At 42.1% G+C, this 15,044-nt stretch carries 16 protein-coding genes and 1 tRNA gene; 10 read left to right on the top strand and 7 right to left on the bottom strand.

Annotated elements, in window-relative coordinates; all coding sequences use genetic code 11:
* Positions 1 to 14 precede the first annotated feature (14 nt).
* The 5 genes from hisC to ACYPWY_RS08880 all read left to right on the top strand — a co-directional run bounded on the left by hisC (position 15) and on the right by ACYPWY_RS08880 (position 3,490).
* Entirely contained in the window at positions 15 to 1,052 is a 1,038-nt protein-coding gene (hisC, locus tag ACYPWY_RS08860; protein ID WP_459685166.1) for a histidinol-phosphate transaminase, read from the top strand.
* The gene (gene hisB / locus ACYPWY_RS08865) at positions 1,049 to 2,161 is read left to right on the top strand and encodes a bifunctional histidinol-phosphatase/imidazoleglycerol-phosphate dehydratase HisB (protein ID WP_459685167.1); all 1,113 of its coding nucleotides are present in this window, start codon (positions 1,049 to 1,051) and stop codon (positions 2,159 to 2,161) included. The genes hisC and hisB overlap by 4 nt, the downstream gene beginning before the upstream one ends.
* Before the next feature lie 74 nt (positions 2,162 to 2,235).
* Positions 2,236 to 2,898, top strand: coding sequence for a 7-cyano-7-deazaguanine synthase QueC (gene queC, locus ACYPWY_RS08870; RefSeq protein ID WP_459685168.1), 663 nt, complete (start codon positions 2,236 to 2,238; stop codon positions 2,896 to 2,898).
* A 6-nt stretch (positions 2,899 to 2,904) separates the two neighbouring features.
* Entirely contained in the window at positions 2,905 to 3,372 is a 468-nt protein-coding gene (gene queF / locus ACYPWY_RS08875) for a preQ(1) synthase (RefSeq protein WP_459685169.1), read from the top strand.
* A 43-nt stretch (positions 3,373 to 3,415) separates the two neighbouring features.
* Positions 3,416 to 3,490, top strand: a tRNA-Pro gene (locus ACYPWY_RS08880).
* Between the two features lie 44 nt (positions 3,491 to 3,534).
* On the opposite strand, the gene ACYPWY_RS08885 is transcribed toward ACYPWY_RS08880, so the two are convergent.
* The 4 genes from ACYPWY_RS08885 to ACYPWY_RS08900 all read right to left on the bottom strand — a co-directional run bounded on the left by ACYPWY_RS08885 (position 3,535) and on the right by ACYPWY_RS08900 (position 5,420).
* The gene (locus ACYPWY_RS08885; RefSeq protein ID WP_459685170.1) at positions 3,535 to 4,206 is read right to left on the bottom strand and encodes a DUF3990 domain-containing protein; all 672 of its coding nucleotides are present in this window, start codon (positions 4,204 to 4,206) and stop codon (positions 3,535 to 3,537) included.
* A complete protein-coding gene (locus ACYPWY_RS08890) occupies positions 4,203 to 4,439 on the bottom strand; it encodes a DUF3791 domain-containing protein (protein WP_459685171.1) in 237 nt (78 codons plus the stop codon). The genes ACYPWY_RS08885 and ACYPWY_RS08890 overlap by 4 nt, the downstream gene beginning before the upstream one ends.
* 64 nt (positions 4,440 to 4,503) lie before the next feature.
* A complete protein-coding gene (locus ACYPWY_RS08895; protein ID WP_459685172.1) occupies positions 4,504 to 5,187 on the bottom strand; it encodes a DUF3990 domain-containing protein in 684 nt (227 codons plus the stop codon).
* Complete coding sequence (locus ACYPWY_RS08900) at positions 5,184 to 5,420, bottom strand: DUF3791 domain-containing protein (RefSeq protein ID WP_459685173.1); 237 nt, start codon at positions 5,418 to 5,420, stop codon at positions 5,184 to 5,186. The genes ACYPWY_RS08895 and ACYPWY_RS08900 overlap by 4 nt, the downstream gene beginning before the upstream one ends.
* A 250-nt stretch (positions 5,421 to 5,670) precedes the next feature.
* Here ACYPWY_RS08900 and ACYPWY_RS08905 point away from each other — a divergent pair, with 250 nt between their 5' ends.
* The 5 genes from ACYPWY_RS08905 (at position 5,671) to ACYPWY_RS08925 (ending at position 11,102) form a co-directional block, all read left to right on the top strand.
* Complete coding sequence (locus ACYPWY_RS08905; protein ID WP_459685174.1) at positions 5,671 to 7,479, top strand: DUF349 domain-containing protein; 1,809 nt, start codon at positions 5,671 to 5,673, stop codon at positions 7,477 to 7,479.
* A gap of 80 nt (positions 7,480 to 7,559) precedes the next feature.
* The gene (locus ACYPWY_RS08910; RefSeq protein WP_459685175.1) at positions 7,560 to 8,207 is read left to right on the top strand and encodes an acyltransferase; all 648 of its coding nucleotides are present in this window, start codon (positions 7,560 to 7,562) and stop codon (positions 8,205 to 8,207) included.
* A 666-nt stretch (positions 8,208 to 8,873) separates the two neighbouring features.
* Positions 8,874 to 9,998, top strand: a complete 1,125-nt coding sequence (gene dnaN, locus ACYPWY_RS08915) for a DNA polymerase III subunit beta (protein WP_459685176.1) — start codon at positions 8,874 to 8,876, stop codon at positions 9,996 to 9,998.
* A gap of 133 nt (positions 9,999 to 10,131) precedes the next feature.
* Positions 10,132 to 10,902, top strand: coding sequence for an exonuclease domain-containing protein (locus ACYPWY_RS08920; RefSeq protein ID WP_459685177.1), 771 nt, complete (start codon positions 10,132 to 10,134; stop codon positions 10,900 to 10,902).
* 74 nt (positions 10,903 to 10,976) lie between these two features.
* A complete protein-coding gene (locus ACYPWY_RS08925) occupies positions 10,977 to 11,102 on the top strand; it encodes a hypothetical protein (protein WP_459685178.1) in 126 nt (41 codons plus the stop codon).
* A 104-nt stretch (positions 11,103 to 11,206) separates the two neighbouring features.
* On the opposite strand, the gene kdsB is transcribed toward ACYPWY_RS08925, so the two are convergent.
* From kdsB to ACYPWY_RS08940, 3 genes are all read right to left on the bottom strand, one after another.
* Positions 11,207 to 11,962 (bottom strand): 3-deoxy-manno-octulosonate cytidylyltransferase, encoded by a 756-nt coding sequence (kdsB, locus tag ACYPWY_RS08930; RefSeq protein ID WP_459685179.1) that lies wholly within the window; start codon positions 11,960 to 11,962, stop codon positions 11,207 to 11,209.
* 122 nt (positions 11,963 to 12,084) lie between these two features.
* A complete protein-coding gene (locus ACYPWY_RS08935) occupies positions 12,085 to 14,313 on the bottom strand; it encodes a SpaA isopeptide-forming pilin-related protein (RefSeq protein WP_459685180.1) in 2,229 nt (742 codons plus the stop codon).
* 6 nt (positions 14,314 to 14,319) lie between these two features.
* Positions 14,320 to 15,044: hypothetical protein (locus ACYPWY_RS08940; RefSeq protein ID WP_459685181.1), on the bottom strand; the 725-nt coding region annotated here is incomplete at its 5' end.

Consider the following 15,044-nt stretch of genomic DNA (forward strand, 5'->3'; position numbering starts at 1 on the left):
TAAAACATATATTTATGAATTTACAAAATCTTGTACGAAAAAATATTCAGAACCTCAAGCCGTATTCATCGGCACGTAGCGAATTTAAGGGCGATGCCTCGGTATTTCTCGATGCAAACGAGAATCCGTTGAATGCCCCCTACAACCGTTACCCCGACCCGCTGCAATGGAAACTGAAAGGAAAGATAGCCAAAATAAAAAACATTGAGCCGGATCAACTATTTCTCGGAAACGGCAGCGATGAACCTATTGACCTGGTGGTTCGTATATTTTGCGAGCCCGGGCAGGATAATATTGTGGCTATGGATCCCAGCTACGGCATGTATCAGGTATGTGCCGACATCAACAACATTGAGTACCGCAAAGTATTGCTGAATGCCGATTATTCGCTGGATGCCGGTAAACTGTTGGCTGCCACCGACAAAAACACCAAGCTTGTTTTCCTTTGCTCGCCGAATAATCCGACAGGTAATCGCCTCAATAGAAGTGAAATACTGAAGGTAATCAACCGCTTCGAGGGCATTGTGATTCTGGATGAAGCCTATATCGACTTTTCGATCAAAGACAGTTTGTTGCCCGAACTGGATAAGTACCCCAACCTGATTATTCTTCAGACCTTCTCCAAAGCCTGGGGACTTGCCGGCATCCGTTTGGGAATGGCATTCGCCTCTGCCGGGATTATCGGATTCTTTAATAACGTTAAATATCCGTACAATATCAACCAATTGACGCAGGAATTTGTTCTATCGGAGCTGGATAAACCGGAACGGAAAGACGAGTGGGTAAAAACCTTGCTGGAACAACGGGAATACCTTGTCGGCGAACTAAAAAAACTGCCATTCATCGAAAAAATATACCCTTCGGATGCCAATTTTGTGTTGATAAATGTCGCCGACCCGAACGGAATATACAGCAAACTGGTGGAAATGGGTATCATTGTCCGCAACCGCAATTCCATATCCTTGTGCTTGGGATGCCTGCGTATAACTGTCGGTACACCCGAAGAAAACAGCAAACTGGTAGAAGCGTTGAAAAAAATAGTAAACAAATGAAAAAAGCCTTGTTTATTGACAGAGACGGCACCATTGTTATAGAGCCGCCTGTCGATTATCAGTTGGATAGCCTCGAAAAGTTGGAATTTTATCCGAAAGTTATCCGCAATCTCTATTTCATTCGGAAGAAGCTGGATTTTGAATTTGTGATGGTAACCAATCAGGACGGATTGGGAACCGCCTCTTTCCCCGAAGAAACCTTTTGGCCGGCACACAACCAAGTACTCAAAACCCTTGAAGGAGAAGGTATTCGTTTCGACGACATCCTCATCGACAAAAGCTTTCCCGAAGACAATGCCCCTACCCGCAAACCGCGGACAGGCCTGTTGGTCAAGTACATGCAGGGAGCGTATGATTTGGCAAAGTCCTTTGTTATAGGCGATCGGTTGACGGATGTGGAACTGGCTAAAAATTTGGGCAGCAAAGCCATTTTTTTGGATGAAAACACCGAAATACCCGATAAGCTGAAAGAATATTGTGTGTTGCAAACCTCGGATTGGGACAAAGTAAGCGAATTCCTTTTTGCCGGAGAACGCACAGCCGAGATAAAACGGACAACCAAAGAAACTGACATCTATATTTCGCTAAATCTCGATGGAAAGGGACGATGTGATATATCCACAGGCCTGAGTTTCTTCGATCACATGCTGGAACAGATTGGTAAACACTCGGGCATGGACCTGACTATCAGAGTGAAAGGCGACCTGAATGTGGACGAACACCACACCATTGAAGACACGGCGATAGCGCTGGGAGAAGCCCTGAATAAAGCGCTGGGAGACAAACGAGGTATCGAACGGTACGGCTTCTGTCTGCCGATGGACGACTGCCTGTGCAGTGTGGCGCTGGATTTTGGCGGACGCGCCTGGCTGGTATGGGATGTTGAATTTAAACGCGAAAAAATAGGCGACGTGCCAACGGAAATGTTCCTGCACTTCTTCAAATCATTGAGCGATGCCGCAAAAATGAACCTGAACATCAAGGCAGAAGGAACAAACGAACACCATAAAATAGAAGGCGTGTTCAAAGCCCTGGCCAAAGCTATAAAAATGGCGATAAAAAGGGATATTTTCAACTTTGAATTGCCCAGCACAAAGGGAACACTTTAAACAATCACAAATTAAAATTAAGGTCTGAAGTTCTTCAACTTTGAACTTTGAACCTTGAACTTTAAACTTAATTTATGACATCAAATAACTCAGCATTAGTCCTGTTCTCGGGAGGACAAGATTCTACCACCTGCCTGTTTTGGGCATTGAAAAAGTTTTCATCCGTACGCAGCCTGTGTTTTACATACGGGCAACGCCATTCGCAGGAAGTTGAGATAGCCCGAAAAATAGCCGAAAAAGCCGGCGTCCCCTTTCAATTGCTGGACGCCTCCATCATCAGCCGCTTATCGAGCAATTCGCTGACCGACACGAATGTAATTATGGACAGCCAAAAACCCGAAGACTCCTACCCCAACACATTCGTCCCTGGTCGCAACCTGCTGTTCCTCACATTTGCGGCGGTAATAGCCCGCAATCATGGCATACGAAACATCGTTACCGGCGTTTCCGAGGCCGATTACAGCGGTTACCCCGATTGCCGCGATACGTTTATCCTGTCGGCCAACACAAGCATCAACCTGGCGATGGACGAACACTTTGACATTCACACCCCTTTGATGTGGCGCGACAAAGCTGCGGTATGGCAATTAGCCGATGAATTGGGCGTTTTTGACATTGTTCGCACCCAAACGCTCACTTGCTACAACGGCATTCCGGCTGAGGGCTGCGGCGAGTGCCCCTCCTGCAAACTCCGCCAGCAAGGACTGGAGAGCTATCTGAAAACAAAAAAGAAATAAAAAGCCATGCAAACAGAAAACCTCAGCGCGCTTGGAAACAAGACCGAGTATAAAGACAATTACGCTCCCGAAGTACTGGAAGCATTCATCAATAAACACCCCGGTAACGACTATTGGGTAACGTTCAACTGTCCCGAATTTACAAGCCTGTGCCCCATTACCGGTCAACCCGATTTTGCCACCATCCACATCAATTACCTGCCCGGCGCGAAAATGGTAGAAAGCAAAAGCCTGAAATTGTACCTCTTCAGTTTCCGCAACCACGGCGCCTTTCACGAAGATTGCGTCAACATCATTATGAAAGACCTGATAAAACTGATGGAACCAAAATATATCGAAGTCATCGGCCTTTTCACACCCCGTGGCGGAATAAGCATCTACCCCTTCTGTAACTACGGCAGACCGGGCACAGCGTATGAAGAAATGGCAAAAACAAGAATATTGCAAAGAAATCCGCAAGAAATTCGCGTATAATTTGTAAAATAGCGCAATAATTACTACTTTTGTATCCGCATTTCGGGATGTAGCTCAGCCCGGTTAGAGTACACGTCTGGGGGGCGTGTGGTCGTACGTTCGAATCGTATCATCCCGACTGGTGAGTATTAAGAGGTTAGTCTTTTGGCTAGCCTCTTTTTTTTATTTATCCAACTCCTTTATAAGCATATCATAAATTTCTTGCCACGGTTTTTCGTAAAACTTGGTTGATATATCAGCAAGTTTTCCAAACGTTTCGGAAGAAAAAAAAAGTTCAGATGCTTTTTTATCTGACATATTATAGTCGATAATCAACTTTTCTACTATTTTTTCGCCAATATCTTCAAGATTAAAAACGATATTATGTTGTTTCCTTTTTAAATATTGTAATGAATTCACCGTACAAAAACAAATTTGGTGAGATGGTTCCGGGTGTATTAGTTGTTCAAAAAATTCCGCTCTTGTAATATCATTATTCAAAAAACGCAATATACGATTCTGTATTTTGTCGTCTGCAACGGGGCCTTCTATAATATCGTAACAATGTGTAGGCTTTTTCGTTTTTCTGTTTTGTATCACAAAATCAAACCACGCATCGTTGTAATCTTCAAAACGTAAAACATTTACATTATTGTCTTCATACGCATCCTCGTCAAATTCAAACTCGGTAATAACGCAGTCGCTACGTTTTCTTATGACTTTTCTAACAGCCCAAAATTCGGCTTGCGAGCAAAGTTTTGTAACGTAAAAACCGCACCCGAAATCTCTTTGTAGTTCTCCTTTCGCCAAATCAATTTCGTGAATAACCGTATAACTGCCATGATAAACCTTCATCTTAAGCCTCCATTTTGACGACAATAGGCATAAATATCCCTCACTGCATATTCGGCGCTGTCGGTATGCAATGCCCACCAACAGTTGTTCAAGTAATCCCATCCGCCATATTCTTTCAGGTAAAAAAAGGCGCTTTGTGCATTCATTTTATACGATTCGGCAAAGAAGGGTACAATAAAAGCGATGAAACTGATTTTATCACTCGTCTCCTTATCCAATACTTTCGTTTCCATGCTGTTTACTTTTTACTATGCCATGTAAAGGTAGTATTTTTATTTTATTTGCCAAATGGACAATTTATTTATCCAGCTCCTTTATAAGCATATCATAAATTTCTTGCCACGGTTTTTCGTAGAGCTTGGTAGAGGCATTTGATAATTGTGCAAAAGTATCTGAATTGTAAAATAGATCTGTAGCAAGGACCTCATCAACATTACGATCAAGCACCAAAGCTTCCAATAAAGGCTCTCCAATGTCCATTATGTTCCGCTTTATGATTGATAAATTACTGACATTTTTCAGCAATTGGAGGGAAACTTGTGTACAGAAACATATCTGATGCGTTGTTTCATGATAGGTTAGGTCTTTTAAAAAATCAGATTTTGAGATTTTGCCGGAAAGATATGAATTTATCCTATTTTGAATTTTGTCATCAGCTACAGGTCCTTCAACAATATCAAAATCATGCACCGAATCGGCTTCCTCGTTTTTCCTATTTTCCACAACAAAATCAAGCCACTGTTCATCGTAGCTATCAAAGTGTTTTATCTTACAAATAATTTTGGCAAATGGACTTTCTGTATATTCAAATTCAGTAACATATCCTTGTGTATTGTGTTTTGCACCAATTGTTTCAGCCCAATTTTCAGCGTGATGGCGAAATTTTGTAACGTAAAAACCACGCCCGAAATCTTTTTGAGGCAAACATTTTTCAAGGTCAATTTCCCTAATTTCCACATAACTACCATGATAAACCTTCATCTTGCAGCTCCGTTTTTATGGCAAATTTCATAGATATTGTGTATAGCCCAAATGTCATTGTCGGTATGCAATGCCCACCAATGTTTGTTAAGATAATCCAATCCTCCGTATTTTTTCAAATACCGGTAAGCCTCCTGCATATTCATTTTATAAGCATCGGCAAATTCTGGAATAATAAAAGCGATGAAACTGATTTTATCACTCGTTTCCTTATCTAATACTTTCGTTTCCATGCTGTTTACTTTTTACTATGCCATGTAAAGGTAGTATTTTTATTTTATTCGTCAAAATCCGGTGAAAAACATAAACGCTTTATAGCACGGGATGTCGGGCTTCTGAAAGAGCCTCTACACCGAAATTTGCACAAGAAAAAAGAAAAAGACACAAAAAAATACTATTATCCCAAAAATAATTTGTTAATTTGTTCTTTACTTAGTACGAGTAACCCAAAAGGAGAAATTTTATCTTTAATTACTATTAATTATGAGTGAGAATACTGTTCCCGAGTTGTTGGCTTCCGAAGAAAGTTTACAACCTGAATCGTCCGCTGCCTCTCATTTGTCAGCCCACCAGAGTTTGACAAAAGAAGAGATTGTGAAAAACTTAAAAACCTTATCGGAAAGTGAAGAACTTCCCGCAAGAGCCGAAACCGATTCGCTAAAACAAGCGTTTTACAAACTGAAATCCGCCGAAAATGAAGCTCTTAGAGCAAAATTTATTGAAGACAGCGGCAATTCGGAAGGTTTTGTTCTAGCTCCCGACCCCTTGGAAGAAGAACTGAAAAGCCTGCTAAACGCACTAAAAGAAAAAAGAGCGCAACTGGTGGCCGAAGACGAAAAGATAAAAGAAGAAAACTTAGCTAAGAAACTGGCAATCATAGATAAGATAAAGGAACTGACCGAAAGTACAGACGATTTTGGCAAGCTATACCGCGAATTTCAGGCTTTTCAGCAAGAATGGAACGAAATAAAAAACCTGCCTCAGGGAAAGGTGAAAGAATTGTGGCGGGCCTACCAAATATATACCGAAAAATTCTACGACTTAATTAAAATAAACAACGAACTTCGCGATTACGATTTCAAGAAAAATCTGGAGTTAAAATTAGCTATCTGCGAAGTGGCCGAAAAGCTGGATGAAGAAACCGATATTGTATCGGCGTTCCATCAACTGCAAAATTTCCATCAACAATGGAGGGACATCGGCCCCGTAGCAAAAGAATTGAGAGACGAAATCTGGGAGCGATTCAAAAATGTATCCACCTCCATAAACAAAAAATATCAGGAACATTTTGTTGAGCTGAAAGCATCGGAAGACACTAATTTAATCGAAAAAACAGCTATCTGCGAAGCCTTGAAAGGCATTGATTACTCCTTGCTATCCACCTCGAAAGAGTGGGACGAAAAAACCAAAGAAGTTATTGCCTTTCAGGAAAAATGGAAAACAATCGGCTTTGTTCCACGGAAAGTCAACGCCCAAATATTTGAAGAATTTCGCTCATTGTGTGATACTTTCTTCGATAAAAAGGCCGAACATTTCAGGTTGCAGAAAAACGAACTGGAAGTTAACCTCGATAAAAAGCGGGCGCTTTGCGAAAGAGCAAACAAACTGAAAGAAAGTACCGACTGGAAAGAAGCATCCAACGAATTAATCGGCATTCAGAAAGAATGGAAAGCCGTTGGCCCTGTGCCTCGCAAATATTCGGATGCCCTCTGGAAAGAATTTATTGCTGCTTGCGATTACTTCTTTGAGCAAAGAAACAAAATTGTTGACTCGAAAAAAGGAGAAGAACAGGCAAACCTGTCGTTAAAGAAAAGCATAATCGCCAAAATCAAAGAATTGGAGGCGGAAGCAGATGCTGCTATTGATGAAATAATGCCGAAACTTCGCGGTTTTATGGATGAATGGAACAGCGTAGGTTTTGTACCGTTTAAAGAAAAGGACAAAATTTACAAAGAATACCAAACGGCGCTGGACGTTCATTTCGACCGGTTGAAAGTGAATAAAAACGAACGGAAGATTCAGAACTTTAAGAATACCGTAGAAGACCTGTCCAAGTCGGAAGGGCCTAAAGAGAAGCTTTTGAAGGAGCGAAAACGGCTTATTAACCAATACAATAAAGTAAAGACCGATCTCCAGACTTACGAAAACAACATGGGATTTTTGTCTTTATCGAAAGGCGCCGACAGTTTGCTTAAGGATATGAACCACCGGATTGAAGACCTGAAAAATGAATTGGAACTAATCGCCAAGAAAGTAGATACCATTAATGAAAATCTGCAAATAATAGAGTAAACAAATGATAAAAATGTCCCGCTCAAATGAACTGTTGCAGGTTTATTCAGGCGGGACATTTTCTTTTTATAGCTAAACCTATGATAAACAAATTAATAGAGAAATTAAAAGACTGGAGAGCATCTGATTCATCTTTAATAGTCATCATTTCAAAATTTCTTTACTACAAACTTAGGGGGAAGAATATTTTAGCCTGCCAACGCACCATAATCAAGGGAGCTAAGAATATTGATACCGGCAGTTATCGCCTCTCTGTTGGCGTCGATTATGTTGGCTTTGTTCATAAAAAAGATTGGACATACCTGAACATACAAGGAAAATTCAAAATTAATGGGCATTTTTCTATTGGGAAAGGCTGCCGTTTTGATATAGGAAAAAACGCCGCAGTCGAAGTAGATTCTTCCTTGATTAAACCATTTACCAAGGTAATAATAGCGCACAAATTACACATAGGGAAAGGGACAGCTATTTCGTGGAATTGCCAACTTTTGGATGAAGACTTCCATCAGATTGAGTACGAAGGCCGAAAAAATAACGATGAAAACGGCATATTTATAGGCGACAATGTATGGATAGGTTCATATACCAGCATATACAAAGGAGCAAAAATCCCCAATGGATGCATCGTAGCGTCCAATTCGGTGGTAAAAGGGCCATTCGCCGAAGAAAACGTTTTGATTGCCGGAAATCCGGCCAAGATAGTCAAGCGAAACGTTTCTTGGAAATAAAAAAGTCAATCAAAAGTATTTTTGAACGCAAATTACGCAGATTACGCGAATAATTTTATGAATCGACTGATTTTAAAGAATATATAAATTGCGAAAATTTGCGTAATTTGCGTTCTCTCTGTATTCTGTTCAATAACTATTTATAATGAAAAACCCGCTGTTTTTCATTATTTCTTGGTATTGTGCACACCCGCTACATGCATTTACTTTGCAGCGTTATTATTAGTCTATACTTATTTCATATAGATAGTTTTTTAGTTGATCATGTAAACCCTACTGACGGGATGTCTGGTAGGGTTTACTTTTTTTATATTATTGTAACCACGAGCAAATGCATGAAAAAATTTAGAACCACTATTACGGATGAGATTCCTCCCTAAGCCCCCCCACCCCCCGTAGGGGGGATTTCAAAAGCCTCCCCTACGGGGAGGTTTGGAGGGGCTTCGCCGCCACTTCCTCATCCCTTAAACTACCAATAGGCGAGTCATTCCGACCAAAGGGAGGAATCTCCTGCTCATATCAGCAACTTTACCGAAAGTCCTTCGGACTTTTTTCATGCGTTTGCCCTAGAATTGTAGCGCCACACTTTGATTGTAACGAAAATATCTTTACATTTGCTTGTTTAATATTATACCGAAAAATCAATAACAATACAATTATAAAATTATGAAATTTGTCGTATCAAGTTCAGCCTTATTAAGTCATTTACAGGCAATTAGCAAAGTAATTAATTCAAAGAATACCTTACCGGTACTTGATTGTTTTCTGTTGGAGTTAAACAATTCGACCCTTACCCTGACCGCAGCCGATACCGAAACCCGTTTGGTAACATCGCTCGAAGTAAACGATATTGAAGGTAGCGGAACGCTGGCTATAAACGCCAAAAATTTGCTGGAACCATTGAAAGAGTTACCCGATCAGCCCTTGACTTTTGAGATAAATGACGAAAACCTCGAAGTGTTTATATTCTTCCACAACGGTAAATATAACTTTATTGGTCAGAATGGCGCCGATTATCCGCAAACAAAAGAGTTGAACGATTCGGCAATCAATTTGTCGATAGACCCGCAAGTGCTGTTTTCGGGAATAAACCACGCCCTGTTTGCCAGCGCCGACGACGAATTGCGACCGGTGATGAACGGTATCTACTTCGATATTACCACCGACGACCTCACTTTTGTTGCTTCCGACGGGCATAAACTGGTTCGCTATAAAACGCTGGCCGCCAAAGGAACCGAAAGAGCCTCGTTTATCCTGCCCAAGAAACCGGCCAACCTGTTGCGGAATATATTGGCAAAAGAAGTTGAACCGATTGACATTAAGTTCGACTCAAACAATGCATATATCAAAATGGCCAGTTACACAATGACTTGCCGCTTTATCGAAGGCCGGTATCCCAATTACAACTCGGTGATACCACAAGATAACCCGAATAAGATTCTGGTCGATCGCCAATCGTTGTTGAATGCCTTGAAACGCGTTTCGGTGTTCTCCAATCCGGCCAGCAGCCTGATTAAACTTCAGCTGTCGGAAAATAACATCATGATTTTCGCTCAGGACATCGACTTTTCTACGGCAGCCGAAGAATCAATCACCTGCCAATACAGCGGCACACCGATGAATATCGGGTTCAAATCGAATTTCCTTATCGAAATTTTAAATAACATTCCGGCAACAGAGGTTACGGTAGAATTGTCCGACCCATCAAGAGCAGGACTGATTATCCCCGTTGACGAAAAAAGCGAGGAAGACATCCTGATGCTGTTAATGCCAATGATGCTCAACGATTAAAAAAATCTGTCATTAATCTCCTAACAACATTATTTGACCGTCAGGAGATTGCGGGTCAAGCCCGCAATGACAAACAAGTAGTATATAAAGAGGCTTTTGAAACAGCCTCTTTTTTATCTGAATAAAACAAATTATGGAACTGAATCTAAAAAATCCCCTGGTTTTTTTCGACCTCGAAACCACCGGCACCAATATTGTACACGACAGAATAGTTGAAATATCCTACCTGAAAATAGGGACGAACGGGAGCAAAGATGTGAAAACAAAACGCATCAATCCCGAAATACCTATTCCGGCGGAAGCATCGGCTATCCATGGCATATATGACGAGGATGTGAAAGATTGCCCCACTTTCAAGCAAATTGCCCGGTCGCTGGCCAATCAAATAGAGGGCTGCGACTTGGCCGGATTCAATTCCAGCCGCTTCGATGTTCCCTTGCTGGTTGAGGAGTTTTTGCGCGTGGGTGTGGATATAGATTTCAGCAAGCGCAAACTAATTGACGTTCAGGTTATTTTTCACAAGAAAGAAGAACGGACACTTAGCGCTGCCTATAAATTCTACTGCGAAAAAGAGCTTGAAGGCGCTCATGGAGCCGAAGCCGATACACTGGCGACCTACGAAGTGCTGAAAGCCCAGCTGGACAGGTACCCCGATTTGGAAAACGACATGGGCAAACTAGCCGAAAAGTTTTCGGCCTACAACAACAATGTCGATTTTTCGGGACGCATTATTAAAAACGAAAACGGGATTGAAGTCTTTAACTTTGGCAAGCACAAAGGAAAACCTGTTGCCGGGATATTAAAAACCGAGCCAAGTTTCTATGCCTGGATTATGGACAGCGATTTTCCGCTGAACACCAAGCAGGCGCTGACAAAAATCAAACTGCGCGAAATGAACAGGTAAGTGGGGAAATAACCGATATTACGAATGAGATTCCTCCCTTTGGTCGGAATGACTCGTCTATTGGCGGTTAAAGGATGAGGAAGCGGCGGCTTCGCCGCCGCTTCCTCATCCCCTCTCCCAAAAAAGGAGACAGTCATTCCGACCAAAGGGAGGAATCTCCTGCTCATATCAGCCACTTTACCAAAAGGCATAAGCTGTAAAATTTTTCATGCGTTTACCCTATCATTGTGCGGAGCGTAGGAGGCGAATAAAATTCTTCCTGTTTAGATTGTGCCTGAACACAGGAGGGCTAGTGTGCTTATTTTCACTTACTAGACAGCTTCAACAGTTGTAGCGCCTTTTCCATATCGGCGGGAGTGTCTATCCCGATGGTTTCCGTTTTGGTGAATCCTACTTTAATTTTATAACCGTTCTCAATCCAGCGGAGTTGCTCCAGCGATTCCGCTTTTTCGAGTACCGATTGCTGCAATTTTGTAATCTCGCCCAATACATCAGCCCGGTAACCATACATGCCGATGTGCTTGTAAAAAGTATGCTTGTCCAGCCATTCGGAATGATGTACATCCCTGATATAGGGAATAATAGATCGGCTGAAATAGATGGCCTCGTTGTTTTTATTCACTATCACCTTGGGCGAACTGGGATTGAACAAGGCATCGAATCCATCCTCTTTACTGAAAGGTTTGAGCAATGTTGCCAACTGCACATCCGGTTCCGAGAAGCAATTTTTGAGCGTTTCTATCTGTTCCGGCTGAATAAAAGGCTCATCGCCCTGAATGTTGATAACCGCATCAAAGGGCTTGCCGATATTCAGATAAGCCTCGTTGCAACGGTCGGTACCACTGCGGTGCGCCGGAGAAGTCAGGATAACATTGCCGCCAAAATCCTTTACCGCCTTCACAATCCGCTCATCGTCCGTTGCCACCCACACCTCGTCCAATGCCCGAGCTGCCTGTTCATATACGCGCTGTATCATTGTTTTGCCCGCCATATCGGCCAGCGGTTTTCCCGGAAAACGGGTCGATGCATACCTCGAAGGTATAATTCCTACAAAATTCATATCATTCAAAATTTCGATACAAAGTAAATCTAATTTGCCTTGCTACACAATAGCTGGCAAAATAAAACAGGACGGAAAATTTATCGCCGTCCTGCTTATGGAATGATTATGGGGTGGAAAGGTTATTTTTTCATCACCCTGAAAGTCGCGTTTTCTTTCTCGGTTTTTACAACAAAAGTGTAAATGCCAGAAATCAATCCGGTTACATCCAACGACTTATCGACATTTTCGAACAATTTCACAAGCGCGCCTGTCGAACTGTAAACCTTTATCGAAATCACCGAAGCCTCCGAATCGATATACAAAACATCGCCCACCGGATTGGGATACACCGTCAATGGCTTGACCGACTGGGTGTTGAGCTTTTCGTTGAGGTTTTCCTCTTCGTCTGGCAGTTTGGACTTTTTATTTTGATTAGAAGGCCTAACCAGTACATTATCATCTACTTTTGTCGCATAATCAATAATTGTAGGAATGGGTCTAGGACTAGCTTTATCCAATACGTACTGCACATAGAATCCTCGAATATATCCGTTCGGGAGTTCTACTGAATTGGTTGGAGGAGGCGAAATGGTATCTTGCTTAATAATATCGAACCCATCGTTAACTGAGAACCTGCCGGCCAAGATTTTATTTAACAAAGGTATTTCATTACCCATCTGCAAAGTATCCCATTCCAAACTACTTCTAACAGAATCGGCGGCTGTAATATAAAGTTTATACCCTAGCTCGTAATCGGTCAGGCGACGGCACCATCGCAGATTAATCCAATCGGCATTAGTTTCCGGCTTCGTATCTACTCTATCGTGGATATATATACGGTTTGCATCAAATACGTTAGGGGTTGGCTTAGTAGCATAGGCTGTTGTATAAAACAAATGGGCAAAAGCGCCTTTAGGTCCTTCCCAATATCCTAATCCATTCGTCCAAGGAGATGCATCTGTAGCTAGCCTATAACCGCCCGGCATCATATTGAAGTCATACAAATTCTGATTATAATCGTAAAACCAATATACGTTGCAATCGCCGTCCGCCATATTTACAGCTAAGGGATTTTCTCCGGGCCTTGCCCCTAGCGCATAATTTACCTCAAAGACATCCAGACTAGTATTCGTCCCTAATAATGGACACATCGCAAACAGCTGTCGGTAATCTTTATCATACGGAATGCCCCAACCAGCTTTAGCTTCTGTTGCATTTCCTTCCAGCATAGAGCCCCATTGGTTCATGTAGCCAATAGTATTATTATTGTAGTATTTCCCGTAGTACTTGTTAAATGCTTCAATATCGGGATTGTAAGAAAAACTGGCTCCATATATCTGAGGCATGTACAAATCAAAAAAGGAATCGTTCGGTGGCGTATCACTCTCCGAAAATTCCAGTAATGTCCACCACCTAAATTGGGTTATCGTATCATTGAATACCTGACTCCAATAGTACTCTCCAATCCGTGTTGCTTTATTATCGAAATACAACACCGACTCTTCTATATTATTCTCATCATTTTCATCATTTTCATCTAGGAAATGCCTCTTTACCTCTAATTTGAATTTCAAGGGTATCGTATCAGCATTATTAGGAGTATATGCAATTACAGGATTGTACTGAAAGATAATTTCTTCATTGCTGCCACTAGTAACAGTTGCCGTGCGAATAAAGGGAGACACCTGATAGCCACTAGGTATTATATCTTCCATTACCTTATATGTGCCGCTATCAAGATTAGAGATAGTAACTTCACCGTTTGAGAGCTCATAACTGTCAATCAAAACATTTTCGCTATCCTTTACTTTAACTCGACCATTTAACAAAGCAGTTGTCCCCGAATCGCGAAATTTCACCGTAATACTTCCGGTAGTCGTAGGCGGAGTGGGCACCGTATCACTCTTATAATAATCATACACCGTCTCGTAAACAATATTGCTGCTTACGGTAATTGTCCGCGGGGTTTTGATGGAGTCGTAACCTGTTGGCGGGGCAATTTCGGTGATGGTGTATGTTCCCAAGTCGAGGTTTGGCACGGCTACTTGCCCGTTGCTGACGGTATAGTTGCCTACCAGTACGTTGTTCGCGTTGGTTACCCTGAACGTTCCGCCGCTGAGCGGAGCATTGTCGTCGTGGTCTTTGTGCTTAACGGTAATACGTCCTGCCGCAATTTTCAGGTACAAAGCCTTGCCGGTTTGCGCCGTGAAACGGAACCCCGGTTTCAGCCATATCTGGTTGCGGGCGGTAATCGTAGAATCCTGCGTAACGGTTATCTGCGAATTCAGTTCGATGCTGGCGGGCAGTTGCCCGAAAGCAAACGAACAACAGCACAAGCACATGATAACCGATATTATCTGTCTTTTCATGGCTGCTTATTTTTTTTCTAAAGCCTGTTCAAGCTCTTCGATTCGTTTATTTTGCTGAATAACATAAAGTGTCAGTTCTTCCACTTTCTGCAGGAGTTTTATTTGCAAGTCGTTCACACTCACGCCATTTTGTTGCATGTCTTTTTCGGCTTGTATTTCGGGCAGGCGCTTGTTTTCCTTTACAAAAGCCTCCACTTCCGACAAGCTGCGCAACTTGTAACCGGCATCGAATACAAAATCGGCGCCCTGCGCTACTACTACCTTAATGTCGTTTGCTTGGATTGTTCCACGAACATCCAGTAAGGTTTGCGGGTTTGTGGTGCCAATGCCGATTTTGCCATCTGAATTAATATGCATCCGAGGAGTTACTACACCACCCGAAGTAATTGTTTGAAACTGTATGTGTGTCAATGCACCTGCATAGCCAATACCTCTGATTGCTGCCTTTGCACTTCCGGAATTAAATAACAATGGATAACCATCCTTAAGAACCGCTCCCGCAGAATCTATTTGCGCGTACCCTTGCGTCCCATAAACATTGATTATCTTTGATCGAAGAGTTCCACTTACATCCAACAATGCCTGCGGATTAGTAGTACCAACACCGATTTTGCCATCTGAATTAATATGCATCCGAGGAGTTACTACACCACCCGAAGTAATTGTTTGAAACTGTATGTGTGTCAATGCACCTGCATAGCCAATACCTCTGATTGCTGCCTTTGCACTTC

The sequence above is a fragment of the Viscerimonas tarda genome, assembly GCF_054601255.1.